Below are 24616 nucleotides of genomic sequence, written 5' to 3'. Positions count from 1 at the left end.
GATGCCGCACCTCAGGGTAGCGGACGCACAGGACGGCGGCGCGTGTTCATAGCGCCCGCACCCGTCCCTGTGCTATTCCGGCGGCCCAAGTCCCATACCACTTTCGAAGACAGCGACCGGCAATCCCATGATCGACGCCACCGCCCTGCTGAAAGACCTGAAGCGCCTGCTGCGCGCCCTGGAAACCGACATCCGGGAGCGGGTGACCGGCACCGCGCTGGATGCGGAGCTGCGGGCCGACTGGCAAGCGGCGCGGGATGCCAAGCGCACCGCCCAGGCCTACACCGCCTGGTTGGACGAGGAGGTGACGCAGGCGGCGGTGCATTGGGTTCTGGGCTGCGTCTTCCTGCGCTTCGTCGAGGACAATAGGCTGGTGGACCGGCCCTGGCTGTCGGGACCGGGGGAGCGGCTGGAGATGGCGCGCGACCGGCACGAGGCGTGGTTCCGGGCCAACCCGACCGGGGAGGAGCGTGATTTCCTGCTGGCCTGCTTCGCCGAGACGGCGGAACTGCCGGGGCTGGGCGCCCTGTTCGACCGGCGCCACAACCCGCTGTGGCGGCTGCCGGTGTCGGGCGACGGCGCCATCCTGCTGCGCGAATTCTGGCAGCGCCGCGACCCCGACAGCGGCGTGCTGGTCCATGACTTCACCGACGACACGCTGGGCACCCGCTTCCTGGGCGACCTGTACCAGGATCTGTCGGAGGCGGCGCGCAAGCGCTTCGCCCTGTTGCAGACGCCGGAATTCGTCGAGGAATTCATCCTCGACCGCACGCTGGACCCGGCGGTGCGCGAGTTCGGCTTCCGCGAGGTGCGGCTGATCGACCCCACCTGCGGCTCCGGCCACTTCCTGCTGGGCGCCTTCCGCCGGCTGTTCGGCCTGTGGTCCCTGCACGAGCCGACCCGCAACCCGCGCGACAGCGCGCAGAAGGCGCTGGACGCCGTCTGCGGCGTGGACATCAACCCCTTCGCCGCCGCCATCGCCCGCTTCCGCCTGCTGATCGCGGCGCTGACCGCCTGCGGCATCGCCAGCCTGCGCGGCGCCCCCGATTTCCGGGTGTCGGTGGCGGTCGGCGACAGCCTGCTGCACGGCAAGCGCTTCATGGAGGTGCGCGGCTGGCAGATGTCGCTGATTCCGGAGGACGGTCTGGCCCACGTCTACCACGAGGAGGATCGTGAGGCGCTGGATCTGATCCTGGGGCGGCAGTATCACGCGGTTGTGGGGAATCCGCCGTATATTACGGTGAAGGACAAGGCGCTGAATCAGGCTTACCGGGAGCGGTATTCCACTTGCCATATGAAATACTCGCTTGGGGTTCCTTTCACGCAGCGGTTTTGGGATTTGGCGATTGCCGGCCGTGAGGGTGCTGCCGCGGGCTATGTTGGCCTGATTACGGCAAATTCCTTCATGAAGCGCGAGTTTGGCAAAAAGCTGATCGAAGTGTTCCTGCCGGATCGCGACCTGACGCATATCATCAATACGGATGGTGCCTACATTCCCGGACACGGCACGCCGACGGTCATCCTGTTCGGGCGTAATCGCCACGCAGTGGGAGGCACTGTTCGGGCAGCTTTGGGGATCAAGGGGGAGCCAGGAACGCCAGATGATCCTAGCCAGGGATTGGTATGGTCTTCCATTGTGAGTCAAATTGATAAGCTGGGCAGTCAAGATGCGTTCGTTAGCGTTGTCGACATGCCTTGCATTGAGCTAGCCCGTCACCCTTGGAGCATGGGAGGCGGCGGAGCAGTTGAACTCAAATCAATTATCGAAGAACAGAGCATCTTTCTTAAAGACAAAGCAACAGATATAGGCTTCGCCAGCTTCCCAGGCTTAGATGATCCTTTCATTTTTGATAAAACAACACTCCTCAGAAAGAGAATATCCGAAGAAATAATCCGAATTTTTGTCCCTGGAGATTCGATTCGCGATTGGCAGGTCAGCAATGATCTCCATGCCATTTCGCCATATGATTGCTTATTCAAGCTTTTGAAAATTCAAGAAAGCTCTCCATGGGGACAACATCTTTGGCATTTCCGAACTCTTTTGAAGGGAACTGTATCTTTCGGCGGAAAGACGAAATCAGATCTTGGACATCCATGGTGGGGTTGGTACCGATGGATTTCTGAGCGGTATGAAGTTCCTTTATCGATTACCTTCGCATTTGTTGCCACACACAATCACTTTACAGTTGATACCGGAGGAAAATCATTTAACCGCTCTGCTCCGGTTATTAAATTTCCGAAGGATTTTTGTGAGAATACGCTCAAATCAATATCAGGAATTCTTAACAGCTCTACAGCTTGTTTCTGGATGAAACAGGTTTTTCATAGTAAGGGAAGTCAGGGTGTTAACGAAGGAGTAAAGGCAGAGGCTTGGGAGCGATTTATTGAGTTTGCTGGAACCGGCCTCCAGTCCTTCCCCCTCGCCGAACCCTACCCCACCGACCTCGCCACCGCGCTGGACGGGCTTGCCCGTGAGCTGACCGACGCGCTGCCGAAGGCGGTGATCGCCCGTGCCCTGCCGACCCGCGCCGATCTGGACGCGGCGAAGGCGCGCGCGCGGTCGATCCGCCGCCGCATGATCGCCTTGCAGGAGGAGCTGGATTTCCGCTGCTACCGCCTCTACGGCCTGCTGGAGGAGGATGCCGAGCATCCGGCTCCGCCGGAGGTCGATCTGGGCGAGCGCGCCTTCGAAATCGTCATGGCCCGCAAGATGGCCGACGGCGAGCTGGAGACGACGTGGTTCGACCGCCACGGCTCCACCCCCGTCACCGACATCCCCGCCCATTGGCCGGCCGATTACCGGGCGCTGGTCGAACGGCGCATCGCGCTGATCGAGGAGAACCGCTGGATCGGTCTGGTCGAGCGGCCGGAATACAAGCGGCGCTGGCAGTGGGACGACCAGGGCTTCGACGCCGGCTGGACCAAGCGGGAACAGGCGGCGCTGAAGGACTGGCTGCTCGACCGGCTGGAGGATGGCCGCTATTGGTCGGGGGATCCCTCGCTGCTGCCGGTGTCGCGGCTGGCCGACATGGCGCGGCGCGATGCCGACTTCATGGCGATGGCGGAGCTGTACACCGGCCGCCCCGACTTCCAGGTGTTGCCGCTGGTGGCGGAACTGGTGGCGGCGGAATCCGTACCCTTCCTGCCGGTCCTGCGCTACAGCGAGGACGGCCTGCGCAAGCGCCGGACCTGGGAGGAGACCTGGGAGCTTCAGCGCCGCGAGGACGCCATCGACGCCCGCACCGGATTACCGGAGGGCGATCCGAACCGGCTGACCCCGGAACAGGCGAAGGAGATGAAGGCGCGCGAGGTGGGCGACATCCCGGTCCCGCCGAAATACCGCACGCCGGACTTCCAGAAGACCGATTATTGGCGGCTGCGCGGCGGGCTGGACGTGCCGAAGGAGCGCTTCGTCAGCTACCCCTTCGCCGAACGCGACGCCGACGGCAGCCTGATGGTCGCCTGGGCCGGCTACGACCACCTCCAGCAGGCGACCGCGCTGGCCGCCCACTATCTCGCCATGAAGGAGAACGAGGGCTGGAACGCGGAGCGGTTGATTCCGCTGCTGGCTGGCGTACAGGAGCTTGTGCCCTGGTTGTTGCAATGGCACAACGATTACAACCCTGACTTCGGCGTCGGGCTGGGCAGCTACTACCGGGACTTCGTGGCGGACGAGGCGCGCGCGCTGGGCCTGACCATCGACGATCTGCGGTCGTGGACCCCGCCGGCGCGCGCCATCGCCCGCCGTGGCCGGAGAAAGGCGTCGTGACCAGCTAAGGAAGCGCCCGCATGCCCGAACCCCTGGACCTGGATGGCTTAGGCAAAGGGGCGGCCCCGCCGCCCAGCCAAGCCATGAGCCGGGCCGAACGCCTAGAGTCCGACTATCTCACTGTCGTGCTCGGCGCGTTCAGCCGTTCCGACCTCGACCCTCTGGTGAAGATCCTGGTCGAAAAGGACTTCATCACCAAAAGCAATCCCCTCAAGGACTCCGACGCTTACAAGAAGGGCGGTGGCGACCATCACCGCTACATCGAGCAGATCGTCGAGGAGATCCGCTGGTGGGGCAGCCATGACCTGAAGGACGCCAGCCAGCCGCGCAGCTATCGCGCCGTGGTGGCGGAGCTGTGCGAGAAGGCCGAAATCGAGGTGACGGACACCACCAGCGTGTTCGACATGGAACGGCTGATGGTCAAGAAGCGGGTCGATGCCGGCGAGATGGGCAGCAGCACGCTCGGCACCGTAGCCAAGGCCGCCGCCGGCTTCGGCCTTCTCCGCGCCATCGGGGTCGTCACCGGTCCGGTCGGGATCGGCCTGACCGCGGCCTGGACGCTGTGGGACATGATGGGTCCCAACCACAAGATGACCGGGCAATGCGTGATGGCGATCGCCGAGGCGCGCATGCGCCTGTGGTGCGCCGCCATGGCCGACGAAATGGAGGTGGTGGAATGAGCGTCGTTCAGTATGTCATGAAAGTCCCGGAGCAACTCCAGGCGGACGTTTTATCCGGGATTTACAAGGTCACGGGCGGCGTCATCCGTGACCAACAGGGCCATATCGTCGGCCATATGCAAGTCACGCAAATGGCCCAACAGGCCATCGGCCTCGCCAACCCCGCCGTCATGGTCGGCCTGCAGGCGGTCAACACCGCCATCATGGTGGCCGGATTCACGATGCTGGCGTCCAAGCTGACCGCGGTGTCGCAACAGTGCGAAGCCATCCTGGAGCGGAGCGCCAAGACCGACCATAAGGTGGACTGGCTGCGCGATGCCGGCATCGCCGCCATCCAGTCCAAGATGCTGGCCGGGCTGGAAGGGGCGCAGAGCGCGCACAAGCTGGGCCAGTCGGTCCTGCCCTATGACACCTCGATCAACGAGGGCGCGCTGTTCTTTCGCCGGGTGATGAAGGACGCGCTGTCCCGCGGCGACGCGCTGCACGACACCGACATGTTCATCACCCTGGTGCTGCAGCACGCCATCGCCAGCATCGCCCGCGCCCGCTCGCAATGGCTCCTGCTGGGGCCGGAAGAGGGGCTGGAGGCGATGGACGCCGGCATCAAGGCCCACAATGACATGGTCGCCGCGTTGCAGAAGCCGTTCCGCGACCCCTTCACCGTGGACTCCCCCACGCTGGAGATGGGTCCGGAGCAGCGCAAGGCGCTGAAGACCCTGATTCCCGTGTTGAAGCAGGTTGCCCAGAGCTTCAACCAGCGCCGGGTGGAGTTGGAGACCTATGTCACCTTCGGCCTGATGGGTCCGCCCAGCGTCGAAATCGTCCGCCAGTTCGAACGGACCCCAGGCGCCTGCCTGCTGATCGAGGAAGTCGAGACGGTCGGCGCCTCCGCCGGCGGCATGGCCGGGGCGACCGCCGGGTGACCGGCAGGGATGCGGCCGCCGGAAAGCTGTGGCGGCCGCATCCCGGCTTTTCTATTCTCCGCCCTCTTCGAATCGCGGACCGAGCTGCCGTATGACCACCGACGCCCGTCCCCTCATTAGGGACCTGATCGACATCCCGGAGCGCGTGCATCAGGGCGACTTCGTCCTGAAGCTGGCCGACGGGCTGGACCATGCGAAGGCGACGGTGCGCGATTACGTCGTGACGCCGCAGTTGGAGCTGTGTTTCGACGACGCGCTGGGCTTCATCAAGGGGGCGGTCACCGGCGGGACCAGCAAGGCGGCCTACCTGCACGGCTCCTTCGGGTCGGGCAAAAGCCATTTCATGGCGGTGCTGACCCTGCTGCTGGCCGGCGACCCGGACGCCCGCTCGATTCCCGAACTGGCCAAGGTGGTGGTCCGCCACGACGAGTGGATCCAGGGCCGGCGCTTCCTGATGGTCCCCTACCACATGATCGGGGCCAGCGACCTGGAATCGGCGATCCTCGGCCAGTATGCCCGCCATGTGCGGCGCCTGCACCCCAACGCGCCGGTGCCCGGATTCTACCTGTCGGAAACGCTGTTCGAGGATGCGCGGAACCTGCGCGCCAACCTGGGCGATGCCGCCTTCTTTGCCAAGCTGAACGCCGGCAAGGAAGAGGACGGCGACGGCGGCGACGGCTGGGGCACGCTCGATTCCGGCCTGTGGGACGCCGGCAGCTTCGACGCCGCCACGGCCGAGCCGGTGACGGGGGACGAGCGGCAGCGGCTGATCGGCGACCTCGTACGCGTCTGGTTCGCCGGCTACGCCCATGTCGCCACCAACAAGGGCAACGCCTTCGTCTCGCTGGACGAAGGGCTGGCGATCATGAGTCGCCATGCCCAGTCGCTGGGCTACGACGCGGTGATCCTGTTCCTGGACGAGCTGATCCTGTGGCTCGCCACCCATGCGGCCGACGTCAATTTCGTCTCGCGCGAAGGCTCCAAGCTGTCGAAGCTGGTGGAGGCGCTGAACAGCCGCCCGATCCCGCTGGTCAGCTTCATCGCCCGCCAGCGCGACCTGCGCGAACTTGTCGGCCAGAATCTGGCCGGCGCGCTGCAACTCCAGTTCGCCGACGTGCTGAAGCACTGGGAAGCGCGGTTCCACCGCATCACGCTGGAGGACCGTAACCTGCCGCTGATCGCGCAGAAGCGCGTCCTTCGGCCGGTTTCCCGCACCGCCGAGGAGACGCTGGACGGCGCCTTCGATGATTTCCTGAAGGTGCGGCGCGAGGTGCTGGACACGCTGCTGGGCTCCACCGGCGAACAGGCGATGTTCCGGCAGGTCTATCCGTTCAGCCCGGCCCTGGTGCAGACGCTGATCGCGGTGTCGTCGGTGCTGCAGCGCGAGCGCACGGCGCTGAAGCTGATGCTGCAATTGCTGGTCGAAAGGCGCAACGAGCTTCGGCTGGGCCAGATCATCCCGGTCGGCGACCTGTTCGACGCCATCGCGGAGGGGGACGAACCCTTCTCCGAAGCGATGAAGTTCCATTTCGAGAATGCCAAGAAGCTCTACCGGACCAAGCTGCTTCCCCTGCTGGAGCGGCAGAACGGCGTCAGCTGGGCCGAGGTGGAGGCGGAGACCGCCGATTCCGCCAAGGCTCAGGCGCTGCGCAACGATGCGCGGCTGATCAAGACCCTGCTGCTGGCCGCCCTGGTGCCGGAGGTGGAGGCGCTGAAGGGCCTGACCGCGCCGCGGCTGGCCGCGCTAAACCATGGCAGCGTGCGCTCGCCGATTCCCGGCCGCGAAAACAACATGGTGCTGACCAAGCTGAAGGGCTGGGGCGGCGAGGTCGGGGAGATCAAGACCACCGAGGACGCCAACCCCGTCATCTCGATCCAGATCACCGGCGTCGACACCGACCCGATCCTGGCCAGCGTCGCGAGCGAGGACAATCCCGGCAACCGCCGCCGGCTCGTCCGCTCCATGCTGTTCGAGATGCTGGGGCTGCCGCCGGACAGCGACGGCTTCTTCCTCGAATATTCGATGGTCTGGCGCGGCATCCGGCGGCAGATCAACATCGTCTACGACAATGTCCGGGAAATGGCAGACGACCGGCTGCGCAACCAGGATGGCGCATGGTCGGTCATCTTCGACTTCCCGTTCGACGAGCCGAACCGCTGGCCCGCCGACGACATCGCCCGTCTTCAGGAATTCAAGGACGGGCCGGTCGGGCGCTCCGACACCATCGTCTGGCTGCCGTCCTTCCTCAGCGACAAGGCGATGCGCGACCTCGGCACGCTGGTGAAGCTGAACCACCTGCTGACGGGGGAACGTTTCGCCGACCACGCCCGCCATCTGTCGGCGGTCGACCGCGATCAGGCGCGCGCTCTCCTCGCCAACCAGCGCAGCCAGCTCCAGCAACGCCTGCGCGCCTGCCTGGAGGTCGCCTACGGAATCGCCAGCGAACCGTCGGATGCGGTCGGCGCAACGCTGGAGGCGTCCCAGCACCTGCAGTCGCTGAACGGCTTCAAGCCGGCGCTGCCGGTGGGCGCCAACTTCAAGGCGGCCTTCGAGAAACTGCTGGAACAGCTGTTCGGCTATCTCTACCCGGCCCACCCGAATTTCGGGACCGAGGTCAGGCCGCTGGCCCTGCGCAAGCTGCAGCCGGACATCGAGCGGGCGCTGGCCGACCCGGAAGGGCGCGTGTTCATCGCCGACAAGACGATACGCGACTCCATGCGCGCCATCGCCAACCCGCTGAAACTGGGGGAGATGGGCGAGACGCATTTCGTCCTTTCCCGTCACTGGCGCTCCCATTTCGCCCAGAAGCACGCGCAGCAGGGCGGCACCATGACCGTCAAGTCCCTGCGCGCCTGGATGGACGAGCCGCAGCGGATGGGCGTATCGCGCGAGGTGCAGAACCTCGTCATCCTCACCTATGCCGAACAGACCAACCGCAATTTCTTCAAGGGCACGGCACTGATCCGGCCGACGCTGGACTCTCTCGACGACGAGCTGGAGCTGCGGGAACAGGCGCTGCCGCCTGAAGAGGACTGGCGCCTGGCGGTGCAGCGGGCCTCCTCCCTGTTCGGCCTGGTGCCGCCGGACCTGCGCAACGCGACGAATGTCGCCAAGCTGTCCGCCCAGATCGCGGAACGCGCGGCCGAATTTCGTCCCAAGCTGGATGCCTTGGTCCGCGACCTCGGCCATAGGCTGGCGGCGCTGGGGATCGACGCCGACGAGGCCAACCGGATGACCACCGCCCGCTCCGCGCAGGCGCTGCTGGTCGCCATCGGTGCGGCAACCTCGGAAAAGGTCATCACGTCGCTGGCCGGCGCGGAGTTGCGGACCACCGAGACCGACGTCGCCAAGACCCTGACCTCCGCCGGCGAGGTCGGGCTGGCCCTTCGCGACTCCAGCTGGAAGGTGTTCGAGACGCTTCGGCAACTGGCCGACCACCGGCAGGCCGCCGCGGCATCCATCCTGGACCGCATCGGCCAAACACTGTCGATGGACGAACGCGCCGTCTTGCTCAAGCCATCGCTCGACGATCTGCATGGGCGCGCGCTGAAGCTGCTGACCGACACGGCCCCCGCTCAACCGGCGCCTCCACCGCCGCCGCCGCCCCCGACGACGACAACGCAGCCGGGCATTGGCTGCAGCGAGGAACCGGTCACGATTCCGCACATCGTCGCCCCGGTCGAGCCGCTGGTCGAGCCCGACGACGTGGTGATCACGGTCGACGACCGGCGCAACCTGTCGTCCGGCGAGGCCGCCGACCTGCTCGACCGGCTGAAGCGGGAACTGGCCGGGCATCCGGACTATCGACTGAACCTGTCCTGGAAAATCGTCAGGAAGGGCAGGCGCCCGTGACGTTGCTGGCACCGACGACCGCACAAATCCGTGCCCAGGTCGAGGCTGTCGTCAGGCACGACCCCCAGGTCCGGGCGCTCGGCATCCGTTCACCGAACCGTCAGGCTTGGCCGGAGCGGCTGGACTGCGCCGGCCGGGCCTTCACCCTCGTCTGGTGCGAATCGTCCCTTGCGGCCCGTCAAGCCCTGACGGAACGTGACGGCGACACCGGCGTCGTACTGCTGACCAACCTTTCCTCCGAGATGCTCGGGGATGATGTCGTGGCCCGCCTTGCCAAGGCACGGCTGCTGACCGTCGAGGCGTGGGAGATGGTGCGGGAGGCTTTCCAGGCCCGCAACATCGACCCCCGGATTTCCGGCAAGCCCTGGCTGGCCGAATTGCTGTTGGAACATGCTCATCGCGGCCCCTATCCGCCGGTGCCGGGCGGGCTGCTCGATGCCGATACGGCATGGGCGAACCTGCTGGACCGGCTGCTCGGCCTGCCCTTCGCACGGCCCGATGCGGAAGCCCTGCTGCGCTGGAGCATCAGCGACGGAGCGCTGGCCCGTTTCACGTCGCTGCCTCCGACGGCGCGCAGCGGGATCGCCTCGTGGCTGTCGGAGGCCGCCGGCCCGGCAGGCAGCTTGGTGACCGCATGCATCGACAGCGGTTTCGGTGCCGACGCATTGCCGCTGGGACTTGTCGCCGGGGTCGTCTTCGGAACGTCCTGGCACCTCAGCGAGTTGACCGCGGCCGCCGTGCGGCTCGAACCGTTCGTGGGTGGGCGACGGATCGCGGCCGATCATGGCAGGGCGTGGGCGGCGGCGGCGGCAGGCGCCCTCCGTCCGCTCGATCAAGCCACGCGGCGCAGGTTGCTGGAGCGTGCGGATTCCCTCCTTGAGCAGGTCCACGCCGGGGGATTCGCCATAACCAGTCCGGTCCTGCTGGCCGGCTTCCAGGCTCGCCTGCGCGCCTTCGCCGATGAGCTGACGCGGGCGCTTCCATCCCTTCCCGATGCCGCTGCCCTCCAGGCGCTGGAGTCCGCTGCCGCCCGCGTCGCCGCCCACGATCAGGCATCAGACCAGAGGGGACGGGCGGAGAAGGTGGCCATGGCGCTGCGTCTGGTGCGATGGCTCGTGACCGCCCGATCCTCACCTCAGTCTTTCGCCGACGGCGTCCTCGACTATGCCCGCGACGGAGCGTTCGTCGATCTGGCCCGCCGGTTCCTGGCGGGCGGCGACGAGATGGCCGACCTGTCGGCGGCTTATTCCAGCCTCGCCGCGGCGGTGCGGAACTGCCGTGAGACGCAGAACGAACGCTTTGCCAACTTGCTGCGGAACTGGAACGCCGCACCGGCTGCCACTTGGCCCGTGCTTCCGGTCGAACGGGTGCTCGAGGAGGTCGTGGCTCCGCTTGCGGCCAGCGCACCCGTGCTGCTGCTGGTGATGGATGGAATGAGTCATGCCGTCTACCGCGAACTGCTGCCCGATTTCATGAACACGGGGTGGAGCGAGTTGTGCCCGACGGAAGCGTCGGAACCGGCCTCGGCCGTCGCCATGCTTCCCACCGTCACCACCGTGTCGCGGGCAAGCCTCCTGTGCGGACGCCCGGCTTGCGGCTCCCAGTCCACCGAAAGCAAAGGTTTTGCCGAACATGCCGCCCTTCGGGCGGTCGGCAAGGCCGGCCTCCCGCCGATCCTGTTCCATAAAGGCGACCTCAGCGAAGGCGGCAGCTTGGCCCCCTCAGTCCGCGAAGCAATCGGCACACCCGATCGGCGGATCGTGGCCGTCGTCCACAACGCCATCGACGATCATCTGGATGGACCGGAGCAACTGCGCCAGCGCTGGTCAGTGGACGATCTGCATCTGCTGCGTCCAATCCTGCATGAAGCCCGCAATGCCGGCCGGGTGGTTGTGCTTACCGCCGACCACGGCCATCTGGTCGAGGAAGCCACGACGCAGATGGCGAAGGCCGATGACGGTCGCTGGCGAGCCGGCACGGTCCCGGCCGCAGTGGGGGAGTTGGCATTTTCCAAGGGCAGAACCCTGTCGCCGAGCGGCGAGAACGGCATCGTGCTGCCCTGGAGCGAAACCATACGCTACTGCGGACAGAAGAACGGCTATCACGGAGGAGCGAGCCCGCAGGAGGTGCTGGTCCCCCTGACCGTATTGTCGGCGGGCGTGTTTCCTGACGGTTGGCGACTGGCGCCGCCGGTTCAGCCAGATTGGTGGGAGGCGCTGCCCCCACCCATGCCGGTCGCCACCGCACCCGCGCGTCCTGGTCCGCAAGCGCCGCCGGCCCGCAAGCGACCAACCACACAGCCGTCGCTGTTCGACATGGTGCCGGCGCAGCCGGCGACACCAGCACCCGCTTCCGACTGGATCACCCGCTTGCTGGCATCGCCGGTCTATGCGGCGCAAAAGCAGCTTGCCGGCCGCGGTGCGCCGAAAGACGACGACATCCGTGCCATCCTGGACGCGCTGTCGCAGCGCGGTGGAAAGCTGAGCCGCGTCGCGCTGGCCCAGCGGCTGGGCGTCGCCCAAGTCCGTCTGGGGTCGTTGGTCATGGCCGCACGTCGGGTCTTGAATGTGGATCAGGTGCAGGTGCTGGGGGTCGAGGACTCATCCGGCACGGTGACCTTGAACCGCGCGCTTCTCGACACGCAATTCGAACTCAAGCAGTGAGGCGACAGTCATGCTGAGTCCGCACAGGCGGTCGGAAATCATCGACGCATTGCGGCGAGGCACGGTTCCACGCTCCGGTCTGGACGTCCTTGCAGTCGGCATCGAACGCTTTGCTCCAGCTCTGGACGACGACCTGAATGGGGTCTCGGCCGGCCGCGGCGCATTCAAGGCGATCCGCGGCGAATATGGTAGCGGGAAGACATTCTTCGGCCGCTGGCTTCAGGAGAGGGCGCGCAGCCGGGGTTTCGCCACCAGCGAGGTGCAAATCTCGGAAACGGAAACCCCCCTTCACCGGATGGAAACCGTTTACCGACGGTTGACCGAACGGCTAGCCACCCAAGACGCGAGCGAGGGGGCGCTTCGCAACGTAATCGACGGCTGGTTCTATACGCTGGAAGAGGACGTGCTGGCGGAAGGCGACCTCGATCCGGCCGATGCCGAAGCGCTGGTCGCCCGTACGGACGCGCTGCTGGAGCAGCGGCTGGCGGCGGTGACGCGGCAGGCACCTGCTTTCTCGGCCGTGCTGAGGGCCTACCGGCAGGCCTTGGTGGCCGAGGATCAGGGATTGGCCGACGGCTTGCTCGGTTGGCTGGGCGGGCAGCCGAACATCGCGGCATCGGTGAAGCGTACGGCCGGCATCAAAGGGGAAATCGACCATTTCGGCGCCACAAACTTCCTGGCCGGGCTGCTGACCATCCTCCGCGATTCCGGTTATGCCGGATTGCTGCTGGTGCTGGACGAGGTGGAGACGCTTCAGCGGATGCGCACCGACACCCGCGAGAAGGGGCTGAACGCACTGCGCCAGCTGGTGGATGAAATCGACGCCGGCCGGTTCCCGGGATTGTTCGTCGTGACGACCGGTACGCCCCCATTTTACGACGGCCCGCAGGGCGTCCAGCGGTTGCCTCCGCTCGCCCAGCGTCTCCATGTCGATTTCGGGACCGACTCCCGATTCGACAATCCACGGGCCGTCCAGATCCGCCTGCCGGGCTTCGACCTGGACCTTCTCGGCCGGCTGGGCGCGAAGGTCCGGAACATCTATGCCGAGGGATCCTCCAATGCGGAGCGGTTGTGCGAACTGGCCGACGACACCTATGTCCGCGACCTCGCACAGGCGCTGACCGGGCAACTCGGCGGGCGGGTCGGCGTCGCTCCGCGGCTTTTCCTGAAGAAGCTGGTCGGCGACGTACTGGACCGTATCGACCAGTTCGACGATTTCGATCCTCGCAGACATTACGCGCTGACCGTGACGCCGACGGAGATGACGGCGGCCGAACGGGCCGGAATGGCGGCCGGGTCCGTGGACGACGTCGAGTTGGACCTGTGAGTCCCTTCGACCGCTTCCATCCGGCGCTTCAGCACCACATCGTCAATTCGCTTGGCTGGTCCACCCTGCGACCGACCCAGCTCCAGGCCATCGATCCGATCCTGGACGGTCGCAACGCGCTGCTGCTGGCACCTACGGCCGGCGGCAAGACCGAAGCCGCGGCTTTTCCCGTCCTGTCGCGAATGCTGACCGAGCGGTGGGACGGCCTTTCCGTGCTGTATGTCTGTCCGCTGCGGGCCCTGCTCAACAACCTGGAACCGCGGCTGCGGCATTATGCCGGGCTGGTGGGGAGGAGTGTCGGCCTCTGGCATGGGGATGTCGGTGCAGGCGACCGCAGCCGCATTCTGCGACAGCCGCCGGATATTCTGCTGACCACGCCGGAGTCGCTCGAAGCCGTCCTGATTTCCCGGCGCGTGGATCATCGTGTGTTGTTCGCCGGCCTGCGCACCCTGGTCGTCGACGAATTGCACGCCTTCGCCGGTGACGATCGCGGCTGGCATCTGCTCGCCGTCGCCGAAAGGCTCGCCCGCGTCACCGGCCGTCCGATCCAGCGGATCGGCCTTTCCGCGACCGTCGGAAATCCGGAGGATCTGCTCGATTGGCTGACCTGTGGCGAAGGCGGCACCGTCGTCGGCCAGCCGGCACCGCCGGCCGGTGGCGACGTCATGCTGGACCATGTCGGGTCGCTGGAGAATGCGTCGATCGTGCTCTCGCGGCTCCATCGCGGCGAAAAGCGCCTCGTCTTCTGCGACAGCCGAAGCAAGGTTGAGCGGCTAGGCTCGCTCCTGCGGACTGCGGGAGTACGGACCTTCGTTTCGCACAGCTCGTTGGGCATCGATGAGCGTCGTCGGTCGGAAGAGGCGTTCGCCACCGGCGACGACTGCGTCATCGTCGCCACAAGCACTTTGGAATTGGGGATCGACGTCGGCGACCTCGATCGGGTGATCCAGCTCGACGCCCCGTCCAGCGTATCGTCCTTTCTCCAGCGCATGGGGCGAACCGGACGCCGCGCCGGCACGACGCGCAACTGCCTGTTCCTTGCGACGTCCGAGGGCGCATTTCTCCAAGCAGCCGGCATCCTGCGCCTGTGGGGGGACGGATGGGTCGAACCTGTGGAGCCGCCTGCAGCCCCCCTCCATCTGTTCGCGCAGCAGGTCATGGCGATGATCCTGCAGGAGCGCGGCCTTGAGACGGGAGGATGGCAGGACAGTCTAGGCCGCGTGTTCGGAAAGCCGGTCGCCGATCGGGCAGCCAGCATCATCGCCCATATGCTCGATTCCGGCATCTTGGCGCAGGATGGCGGCATTCTGGGGATGGGTCCCAAGGGTGAGCGCGAATTCGGCCGCAGAAACTTCATGGAATTGATGGCGGCCTTCACGACTCCGCTGCTCCTTTCGGTACGATACGGCGGCTCCGAACTCGGACAGGTCGACCCCACCAGCCTGCAACAAACCGATGGCCGCCCGACGACACTGCTCCTGGCCGGCAGGAGTTGGCAGATCGTCGACGTGGACTGGACGCGCAGACTCGTTCTTGTCGAACCGTCAGCGGACGTGGGACGTTCGCGCTGGATGGGCGGCACCCACAGCCTCGGCTTCGCACTCTGTCGAGCCATGGAACGGGTGGTGACCAGCGGAGACGTTCCGTTCCGGCTGTCGAAACGGGGATCTGCCTGCCTGGAGTCGTTGCAGGAAAGCTATGCCTTCTGCGACGGCGCCTCGCTGCCGCTGGTATTGGATGGAACGGGGCGGATGCGCTGGTGGACCTTCGCAGGCGGGCGGGCGAACGCCATGCTGACACAGGCACTTGCATCGTCGGGCCTTGCGACCCTTGGCCATGATGACTTGTCCATCCAAACCGATGCCGCAGAAGCGTCGGTCTTGCAGCGTACGGTGGCCGGCATCTCGCAGAGGCAGCTGGAAACCGTCGCCGATGCTGGCCTGGTCCGGGATCTGAAGTTTTCCCAATGCCTGCCGGAGCCGATGGCCATCGAAGTCCTATCCCGACGACTGTCCGACCGAAGAGGCGTGGCGGACGTGCTATCGCGGCCGATGCGCTTGATAAGAGACGCAACCACCGAATAGTCGGTCAACCGCAAGACCGCAACCATATGATGTCTCTGGGCTGCTCCGACTTGTGGGAGACCAGCACCTCCCAATCTCGGCCCTCCGCGTCCAGACGTGCGTATATGCGGCCTGTGTCGTCCTGGCCGTTGGAAATGTGCCGCTCCCACCAGCGGTCGGCGCCCTTCACCTTTTTCCAGTTCGGCGGCGCCCCACTGGTGCCGTCGGCGAGTTCCGCCAGCCCCCCATAGAGGAAACGGCGGTCGGAGAACTCGACCGCAACCACGTCCAGGCTGGAGCGAAGCAGGCGGATGCGCGGCAGCAGCCCGGCGAAGACGGCGGCGACCTCGTCCCTCAGCCGGCCGCTTGCCGGCGGACGCGGCGGGCGCGGAACCTCAAGCGCGAGCGCTTCGGCCACAATCCGGTGCCTCGCCTCCTCGGCCAACGCCTTCTGCAGGTCATCCACTTCGGCGCGCAGCCGGTCGGCGACCTCGCCACCGTCGTCCTGGATGGGGACTGATGCCTGTTCAGCCAGCGCCAGACGCAGACGGGCGACTTCGGCCTTCAATGACGCCGCTGCGGCACTCGCCTGAGCCAACTCGACTTCCACGAGCCGGAGTCGCAACTCCGCCATGCTCGCGGGCGCCTCAGCAGGCCGCAGCAACCCGTCCAGCAGGGTGCGGATATGGTCGGCCAACGGCTGCGGCGCGGCGGATGGGCTCTGGAACCGGACGAACCAGTCGGCCGCCAGCCCGTCCACCAGATCGCCCAGATAGCGGCCGTGCCGGAGAACCGTTAGCCCGCCTGCCGCAAGCCGGGCCGCCGCCTGCTCACGGTCGATCACCGACCCCTGAATCAGCAGATAGGCCTCCCCCACCCCCTCGACCATGGTAAAGCGCGCATCGGCCCGCGATGCGCCGACCGCCGGCGGTGAAGCGGTGCCAGGCACGACGGCCTCACCCGCGATGTCGATGCGCGCGCCGTCCAGCAGCGGATAGGCCAAACCCCGCCAGATCGCCGCCGTCCGCTGATCGGGCAATAGAGTCGTGCGGCAGTCGCGCCTCTCCAAGAGTTGCGCGCCATCATAGATCGAAACGCCTACAGCGGTCATCGGCGGCACCGTTAGCGTATTTTCAAGAAATTGAATTTACCAATGCGACCGTATGATGGATCACGTCAAAGCGATTACCACCCCATGAACATAGTCCAGGCCGCCGCTCCCATCATCTCCAATCCTTACACGATCGGGCTTGTCGTTCTATTCCTGGTCTGCTGGACGGCGGCATCGATCGCATCGCTGAACCGAGGAACCGGACGCCTGCTTCGGGCTCTTCAGGCGGCGAATGGCGAACTCGGCAAATCGGCGGACGACGTGTCTTTCGTCGAACGTTACGAGGAGGTCAACGCCACCTTTGCACGCGACCCGATTCTCGGTGGCGCTTGGCGTGAATTCCGGCAATCCCTGCTCCTGCCCCGGTCAGCAGGTCGTCCTGTGCGTACGACCACCCGGCCTGGGGCGTGGTTCGACCTGGATCTGCTGCGCGGCCCGGCCATTGCGACCGACTTGCGGTATCACGCCGCGATGCCGAACCTGCTGGTCGGCGCCGGGCTGCTTTTCACCTTCCTCGGGCTGGCGGTGGCGCTGGGCAGCGCCGGCGAGGTGGTGACCGGCACCGCAGCGGAGCGCAACGGCGCGCTGCGGCAACTGCTCGACACGGCGTCGTTCAAGTTCATCACTTCGCTGATGGGCATGCTGCTGTCCATCATCTACGCCCTTGTTCGGAAAAGCCGCCTGAAGCAGGTGGAACGGGCGCTGGCGTCGTTCAATTCCGCACTGGAAACCCGTATTCCGCTGATGACGCCAGCGGCGCTCCAGCAGGAGACGAACGAACTGCTGATGCGGCAGTCCGACTATTTCGAGAGCTTTACCAACGATCTGGCGGTGTCGCTCGGCAGCGCCATGGACCGCGCCTTCGACACGCGGCTGGGCGAGCATATCGGGCCGCTGGCCGACGCGATGGGCCGGCTGGCCGACGGCATGGCCTCGCGCAACGAGGACGCCATGCGCTCGATGCTCGATGCCTTCCTGGAAAAGCTCCAGGGAGGAACGGGCGACCGCATGCACGAGGTCGCGGACACCTTGTCCGGCTTGGGCGCGCGGTTGGAAGGGTTGCAGCAGGGGCTGGGCGACGCTGCGGTAAAGATGGCGCAGTCGGCCGACAGCATGGCCGCCCGCATGGGCGAAGGGGCCGAAGCAGCCTTGTCCCGCATCACCGACCAGATGGGCGGCCTGACCGAGACCCTGCGCGCCGTGGCGGAACAGAGCCGCACCGCCGGTGCCGAGGCCGGACAGCAGATGGCTTCCCGGATCGAGGCCGCCGCCGCCGGCTTCGAGGAGGCCGCGCGCGGCGTCGCCACCACTTTGGCCCAAGCAGCATCCGCCATGGAAACCACCATGGGACGTCAGGCGGAGGAGAGCGGCGCCCGCCTGTCCTCTTCGGTCGAGGCGATGGTCGCGGAACTGCGGGCGCTGGCCGAAAGCAGCCGCAATGCCGGAACCGAGGCCTTCAGCCAGTTGGCTGCCCGCGTTGCGGAAACCACCGCCGGGCTGGAGCGCTCGGTGGAGCGGATGTCCGCCGGTCTCGAACGAGCGGCCTCGGAAGGCGGCAGTGCACTCGGCCAGGGGGCGGAGCAGGCGGTCAACCGCATCGCCGACGCCACCGAGGGCATGCGAACCGAGTTGCAGGCGATGATGGCCGATCTGCGGACGGCGCTCGGGCAGGCCGGCGATGCCCTGCGGGAGAGCGGGACCGCCAGCGCCGCCACCCTGCGCACCGCCTTGGGCGAGGCCGGAGGCGGTGTTGCGATGGCGCTGAACGGTGCAGCCGACCGGCTGGGCCGGGCCGGCACCGAGGCGTCCGACGCCATCCGCAAGGGCGGCGAGGCGGCAGGCGGGTCCCTGCGCGACGCCGGTGGGCTGGTCGGCGAACGGGCCGGCGGGCTGGCCGGTCAGATCGCCGCGCTTGGGCAGGCCGCCACCACGCTGGCCACCCGCAGCACCGAGTTCGAGCGCGCCGCCGCGAAGGCAGTGGAGCCGCTGGCCAAGGCCGCCGACAGCATGACCGCCGCCGGCCAGAGCGCCCGCGCGGCGATGGAACCGCTGGCCCGGGCGTCGCTGGACGTCAGCCGGGCAATCGAACAGGTATCCGGCACCACCACCCGCTTCGACGGAGTGCTCGACGCCGCCAAGAACCTGACCGTCAGCCTGAACGGCGCCGCACAGCGCTTCGAAGGGGTGGACCGGGAGCTGTCGAACACCCTGTCCGCCCTCCAGACCGGCCTCAAGGGCTTCACCGAGCAGATCGGCAAGTTCGTCGGCCAGACCGATCAGAATCTGGCGAAAGCGGCCACCCAACTCGGCAGCCTGGTCAAGAATCTGGAAGCCACGCTTGAAGATTTCGCGCCGGTCGGGCGGCGCTGAGGGGATAGGACATGGCGGCATCGACCGGAGCCGAGGAAGAAGGCGGCGAAGGCTATTTCGCCTCGATCAGCGACCTGATGGTCGGCGTGCTATTCGTCTTCCTGCTGATGCTGACCGTCTTCGCGCTCAACTTCCGCGACGCGGAGGAGGAGCAGATGGTCGAGCGCGCCCGCTATGAGGAGGCGCTGCGCCGCGCCGAACTGGCGGAGACCGAGGCACAGCAACAGGCCGAACGCGCAAGGCAGGCCCAGGCGGAAGCACAGCGCCAATCGGCGGAAGCAGCCCGCCAGCGGGCGCAGAACGAAGAACTTCGGCAATTGCTGACCGAGGCGGTGGCCCAACTCGAACGCGATCTGGAGAACCGCCAGAACCTGCGCAACCGCCTGCTTCTCTCGTTGGAACAATCCCTGCAGGACAAGGGGGTTCGCGTGTCGCTCGACCCGAGTTCCGGCATCCTGCGGCTGTCGGGCGACCTGCTGTTCGAAACAGGCCGGGCCGACTACCGGGCGGAAGCACAGCAGACCATCGTCACCCTGGCGAACGTGCTCTCCGGGCTGTTGCCCTGCTACGCCGTGGGCGGGCAGACCGACGGCTGCCCGGCGGACAGCATGCCGATCCTGGAGACCATGCTGGTGGAAGGGCACACCGACCGGCAGCCCTACCGCAATCTGCCGCGGTCGGAGTCGCAGGCACGCAACGACCGCCTGTCGACCGACCGCGCCTTGGCGGTGTTCCAGACCTTGCGCCAGACCCAGCCGGTTCTGGAAGGGCTGCACAACATCGACGGTCTTCCGCTGCTGGGCGTGTCCGGATACGGTGAACGCCGGCCGCTGCCCGAAGCCCAGGCGGCGACCGAAGAGGATTACCGGCGCAACCGGCGCATTGATCTTCGCTTCGTGCTGTCCGCCCGCACCTCGGAAGAATTGCAGCGGCTGCGCGACCGCATCCGCGGCCTGCTGGGAACAGCGCCGGGGACCACGCCATGAACCACACCCGTCAGGCGCTCGAAACGTTGCGCGCCACGGTGCAGTTGCTGGGCCGAAGCGTGAAGCTGCCGGAAATGCCGGGAAGCGCGCAGGCGCTGGTGGCGCTGGCGGCTGGCGACGCCGCACCGGCCTTGCCGGCCGGCGATGTGCTGGAGGCGGTACGCCGCCGTTTGCAGCAGGCGGCTCGCAGCCCGCAGCGCTGGGAAGGCGCCGCGCCGCGCGACCTGCGTGATGCGCCCTGGCTGATGTGGGCGGACAAAGCGCCGCTTGCGGCGCTGGACGGTCTGCTGGAGGCTGTTCTACGCCTTGCCGAGCGCCGGGCCGGGGTACGCCGAACCCTGATCGAAGGCTGGCTGAAGGGTTTCGCCCCCGATGGTCCACGGATGGCAGAGGCCGGGCGCGCCATCCGCCGGCTGATCACCGGCAACGCCGATGCGCGCCTTCAGCCATGGCGCCTTGCCGACAGCTGGTGCCATCTGTTCGACGCGAGCAAGGGGCCAAAGACGCTGGCCCTGCAGATCCTGCAAGGCACCGACCCGGTTCCGGCGCTGCTGGCCCGTGCCTGCCTGGACGACCCGTTGCGCGCTGTCTCCGGCTATATGCGTGCGGTCCAGCATGAGGTGCTGCAACTGGCCCCGGACTGCCTCGCCGGTACCGCCGGCCCGGCCGCCATGGCGCGCCTGACGGAATTCCTCGCCCCCGACGGACAGCTGCGCTTTTCCGAGCCGGAGGCCTATGGGCAACTGGCACGCAGCCTGTTGGCACCCTGGATCGACGGCCGGCGGCTGCCGGACGAAGCGGTCCGCGCCGCGGTCCAGTCCTTCCTGCTGACCCACTTGCGCGACCCGCGCCTGCATCCGGAACGCTGGGCCAAGGCCGGCGACACCGTGGTTGCCGTTATGCGGCAGTGGTTGGCGAGAGCTTCGCTGAATGCTTTCTTCGAGGTCATTGGCGAATACGCCTACGACAAGCAGTGGCGATACCGGGAAGCATTCTGGTCCGCTTGCCTGGAAGCCGGCGGTATCGACGATGCGTGGCTGGCGCTGGGTGCCGCCGTCCACACGTCTGCAAAGTCAGTCCGTGATCTGAATGGTGGCTTCGCCCGCCTGAAGGGCAGCGGAGACCAGTCGGTACTCCTGCTCCAAGTGCGCGATACTCTCTTTTGTGAATGGAGCCATAACGGAAAACTTCGCGCTTGGCCGCTGAGTTGGAAAACAGCACCCAAATTGCTTCAGCGTGACTATAGGCGGTCAGAGCTGGATGCAGAATGCCTTCCCTTTCCACCCAACCCGCAATACGGCTCGAAGGGTAGCGTCAAGCCGGATGGCAAAAGCCACAATGACGGCCTGAGACATGCCGGCTCCGAGAGCAGCCGCTGGCAGGGCAGCGTCGCGCGGATGCTGGCCGACCGGGCGAGAATCCATCTGACCCATCGCGACTGGATGCCGAAATGACGTTTCGTTTTTCAGCAGAGCCTCAACCGACGGGCCTTGAAATCCGGGTGACCGGTGCGAACGGTGCGTTGGCCGTCGACCGGTGGGCGGTCGGGGTACCCGATGCCTTGCTGCCCGGCGTCGATCTGGCGCAACGGCTGATCGCCGCCGAGGTCGCCATAGCCGAGGGCGACCTGCTGCTGGTGGAGCATCGGGCGGTCGCCGGCTTGTCGAACCGGGAAGCCGGCCTGCTCGGCCTTCCCGTCCCCGCCCCGGTGGTCGCGCATCTGCGGACGCGCGGTGTGATCACCAGCCCGTCCTACGCGGTGGAGTTGGAATGGCGCCGCCTGACCGGCCAGCCCGTGGTCGGGGCGAAGCGGATTGGGGCCTTCCTGCGGATCGGCGGGGAGTGGGGCCGGCTGCCCGATGCGCTGTACCAGATTGCGGAGGCCGCCGACCGTGTGAACCAGTCTCCGGCCGACGACCAGGGCGCCCGCTTCGCAGCGGTGGCGGCCCTGCGCGAGGTCCTGCCGGCCGCGGTCGACGATGGCATGGCCGAGGCAGGCGGAATGATCGGCGCGATGACCATCGCCGTTGCCGATTCCTTTTCGCTGGACCTCAAGGGTGAAGCCGACAGCCTCCGGCTGGTGCCCATCCTCCACCGGACCGGCGACGCCCCGGACCAGCCGCTGCTGACCGAGGACCGGCAACGCGGCTTCGGCGAGGACCAGTTCAACCGCTTCACCACTGCCCGGCCGGTCTACGCCCTGGGCAGCAACTGGTACGCGGTGACGACGCCGGTGCTGCGCCGTGCCCTGGATGAGGTGCGGCGGGTGCAGTCGGCCCCGCCGGCGACCAAGCGGGCGCTGTTCGCGGCCCCCCGCGCCTTCCTGCGCGAAGCGCTTGGCCCCGACATCGACGACACTGTATTGGAGACCGTCTTCCGCGAGACGGCGGACTATGCCGACCGGGTGGTCGGGCTCGGGCTATGGCGGCCACGGGTCGTCCCATGGGTGCCGCTGTCCCGTACCGACTGGTTCGGAGATGGCGGTGCGCCTGGCGGCGGACGGGGCGCTGACCGAAAGGACGGGCACGGCCCTGAGGACTCCCCCTCTGGTTTGATGGTCGGCGACCGTACGGTCCCCTTGACCGCGGAGGAAGCCGAGGCGTTGCGCGAGCAGGTGGAGAATGCCATCGGCGCCGGCCTGCCTAGCGTTTCGGTGCCGGTGGACGGTCAGGATGTCGCCATCCCCGCCACCACCGACACGCTCGCAGCGCTGAACGATCTGGCCACCAGCCGCCTGCCCAAGGACGCCTCAACCAAAGCTCCGCCCAAGCCCGACGGGGAAAGCGGGCCGGAGGCGCTGCTGATCCGCCCGAACGAGGAAGTGGTGGAGGTCGAAGGGCAGTTCTCCCCCCGCCCCGCCCCGTCCAGGCCGTTGCCGCCAGCGCTGGCGACGCCACTGAAGCCCCATCAGACAGAAGGGCTGTCCTGGCTGCAGCAAGCCTGGACCATGGGTCGGCCGGGCGTTCTGCTGGCCGATGACATGGGGTTGGGCAAGACTTTGCAGGGGCTGGCCTTTCTTGCCTGGCTCCGCACCGGCATGGCCGAGGGTGCCATCCCGCGTGCGCCGGTCGCCGTCGTCGCACCCACCGGCCTCCTGCAGAACTGGCGGGCGGAGGCTGACCGCCATCTCTCCGCCCCCGGTCTCGGCAACTGTACGGAGGCCTTCGGACGGGGGCTGGCCGCGCTGAAGTGCCGGACGGAGGACGAGCGCCCGGCGCTCAATGTCGGCGCGTTGCAGACCGCCGACTGGGTGCTGACCACCTATGAGACCCTGCGTGACTATGATCGCGATTTCGGCAAGGTGCGCTTCGCGGCCATGCTGTTCGACGAGGCACAGAAGATCAAGACGCCGGGCGTACGCCTGACCGATGCCGCCAAGGCGATGAACGCCGATTTCCGAGTTGCCATGACCGGCACACCGGTCGAAAATCGCCTGTCCGACCTGTGGTGCATCACCGATGCCGTGCATCCTGCCGTACTTGGCGAGTTGAAAGGCTTCAGCGCCGACTATGAGCGGTCTCCCGACCCGGAACGCCTGAAGCGCCTGAAATCCTCGCTCGACACTTGGCATGGCGGACGGGCGCCGCTTCTGCTGCGGCGGCTGAAACAGGATCGTCTGCCCGACCTGCCGCTTCCGCAGGAAATCGTCCATGAAACGCCGATGCCGCCGGTGCAGCGCAACGCATATGAATCTGTGATCGCCGAAGCCCGGTCGGCCGAGAAGGCCGGCGCCATGCTGGGAGCTCTGCAACGCCTGCGCGCCATTTCACTCCATCCCGATCCCGACAGCATCAGCGGCGACGATGCCTTCATCGCGGCATCGGCAAGGTTGGCGGCCACCTTCACCGCCCTTGACGACATCGCCCGGAAAGGCGAGCGCGTCCTGATCTTCCTCGACGATCTGGCGATGCAAGCACGAATGTCAGGCATCCTCCAGCGCCGCTACCGGCTGGCGGCTCCTCCGATGATCATCAGCGGCCAGGTCGCCGGTGCCGCAAGACAAGCGCGGGTCGACCGCTTCCAAGCCGGCGCCGATGGGTTCGACGCGATGATCCTATCGCCCCGGGCCGGTGGCGTCGGTTTGACGCTGACCCGTGCCAACCACGTCATCCACCTTTCACGGTGGTGGAACCCGGCCGTGGAGGATCAGTGCACCGGCCGGGCCCTGCGGATTGGCCAGACCAAGCCGGTGTTCGTGCATATCCCGATGGCGGTGTTGGGCGAGGGCTGCTCGGCTTTCGACCGCAATCTTAATGCCCTGCTCGCCCGAAAGCGCCGCCTGTTCCAGGATGCGCTGATGCCGCCAGCCGCCACCGACGAAGACCGGAACGAGCTGTTTACGGCGACAGTGACGTCGGCGGCATAGACCCGTCCCTGCGGCATCAGCGAATGATCAGGATTTCCAAATATACGGTACTCCCTCGGCCACTTTTCGGAACGAACCTGCCCCAAGTGGGCGTTCCGGAGCTTTAGATGAAGGCATCCCCGTTGCCTTCATCTATCTAAAGATAGCGATCCCCGGGGACAAATTTCCTCGGTAAAACAACAGGTTACGTCGGGACGAAAAGCGGGGACAGGGATCAGGCAATCACTGGTTTATTTGAGCTAAATCAATGGCTTAGGCAATCCCCGGCAACTCTGATCCCCGCTGGGGACGCGGGAACCGGGGATATTTCCTAACCTCGGCTACTCCTCATCGCTGCCATCATCGACGCGGGCATCCTCGACCGGTTCCGGTGCGCCAGCCTTCACACGTCCGACACCGCGAGCAAAAGGCCCACCTGGTACATCAAGGTAAGCATCCGCTGAGTGCCGCGGTCAGGCAGCTTTCGTCTGCTCGCGGATTGCCTTCCATTCCCAGGGGAGGAGTT

12 protein-coding genes are annotated in these 24616 nt (G+C 66.5%); 11 read left to right on the top strand and 1 reads right to left on the bottom strand.

The annotated features are described in order from the left end of the window. The first annotated feature begins 127 nt into the window (after nt 1-127). The 7 genes from pglX to FZ029_RS30815 all read left to right on the top strand — a co-directional run bounded on the left by pglX (nt 128) and on the right by FZ029_RS30815 (nt 15299). The gene (gene pglX / locus FZ029_RS30845) at nt 128-3769 is read left to right on the top strand and encodes a BREX-2 system adenine-specific DNA-methyltransferase PglX (RefSeq protein WP_149273810.1); all 3642 of its coding nucleotides are present in this window, start codon (nt 128-130) and stop codon (nt 3767-3769) included. Between the two features lie 20 nt (nt 3770-3789). Further along, a complete protein-coding gene (locus FZ029_RS30840; protein WP_149273808.1) occupies nt 3790-4449 on the top strand; it encodes a hypothetical protein in 660 nt (219 codons plus the stop codon). Between the two features lie 131 nt (nt 4450-4580). Further along, nucleotides 4581-5372: a hypothetical protein gene (locus tag FZ029_RS30835; protein ID WP_211104262.1), complete on the top strand. Its 792-nt coding sequence runs from the start codon at nt 4581-4583 to the stop codon at nt 5370-5372. A gap of 91 nt (nt 5373-5463) precedes the next feature. After that, nucleotides 5464-9225 (top strand): phage resistance protein, encoded by a 3762-nt coding sequence (locus tag FZ029_RS30830; RefSeq protein ID WP_149273804.1) that lies wholly within the window; start codon nt 5464-5466, stop codon nt 9223-9225. After that, nucleotides 9222-11888, top strand: a complete 2667-nt coding sequence (gene pglZ, locus FZ029_RS30825; protein WP_188052130.1) for a BREX-2 system phosphatase PglZ — start codon at nt 9222-9224, stop codon at nt 11886-11888. Before FZ029_RS30830 ends, pglZ begins: the two co-directional genes overlap by 4 nt. 10 nt (nt 11889-11898) lie before the next feature. Beyond that, complete coding sequence (gene brxD / locus FZ029_RS30820) at nt 11899-13215, top strand: BREX system ATP-binding protein BrxD (RefSeq protein ID WP_149273800.1); 1317 nt, start codon at nt 11899-11901, stop codon at nt 13213-13215. Further along, entirely contained in the window at nt 13212-15299 is a 2088-nt protein-coding gene (locus tag FZ029_RS30815; protein ID WP_149273798.1) for a DEAD/DEAH box helicase, read from the top strand. Before brxD ends, FZ029_RS30815 begins: the two co-directional genes overlap by 4 nt. A gap of 4 nt (nt 15300-15303) precedes the next feature. Here FZ029_RS30815 and FZ029_RS30810 read toward each other — a convergent pair whose 3' ends face one another. Further along, complete coding sequence (locus FZ029_RS30810) at nt 15304-16389, bottom strand: hypothetical protein (protein WP_149273797.1); 1086 nt, start codon at nt 16387-16389, stop codon at nt 15304-15306. An 84-nt stretch (nt 16390-16473) separates the two neighbouring features. Here FZ029_RS30810 and FZ029_RS30805 point away from each other — a divergent pair, with 84 nt between their 5' ends. Genes FZ029_RS30805 through FZ029_RS30790 form a run of 4 tightly spaced genes read left to right on the top strand, consistent with a single transcriptional unit; the run spans nt 16474 to nt 24111 of the window. Next, nucleotides 16474-18759 carry a hypothetical protein gene (locus FZ029_RS30805; RefSeq protein WP_149273795.1) on the top strand — a complete coding sequence of 762 codons (2286 nt, stop codon included), beginning with the start codon at nt 16474-16476 and terminating at the stop codon, nt 18757-18759. Nucleotides 18760-18770: 11 nt separating this feature from the next. After that, nucleotides 18771-19745 carry an OmpA family protein gene (locus tag FZ029_RS30800; RefSeq protein ID WP_149273792.1) on the top strand — a complete coding sequence of 325 codons (975 nt, stop codon included), beginning with the start codon at nt 18771-18773 and terminating at the stop codon, nt 19743-19745. Beyond that, a complete protein-coding gene (locus tag FZ029_RS30795; protein ID WP_149273791.1) occupies nt 19742-21199 on the top strand; it encodes an EH signature domain-containing protein in 1458 nt (485 codons plus the stop codon). The genes FZ029_RS30800 and FZ029_RS30795 overlap by 4 nt, the downstream gene beginning before the upstream one ends. 47 nt (nt 21200-21246) lie before the next feature. Then, the gene (locus FZ029_RS30790; protein ID WP_149273788.1) at nt 21247-24111 is read left to right on the top strand and encodes a DEAD/DEAH box helicase; all 2865 of its coding nucleotides are present in this window, start codon (nt 21247-21249) and stop codon (nt 24109-24111) included. Nucleotides 24112-24616 lie beyond the last annotated feature (505 nt).

The sequence above is a fragment of the Azospirillum sp. Sh1 genome (genome assembly GCF_008365135.1).
GTDB classification, from domain to species: Bacteria; Pseudomonadota; Alphaproteobacteria; order Azospirillales; family Azospirillaceae; genus Azospirillum; species Azospirillum oryzae.
The sequence above is the reverse complement of the archived record's forward strand: the minus strand, read 5'-3'. Positions and strand labels throughout refer to the sequence as shown.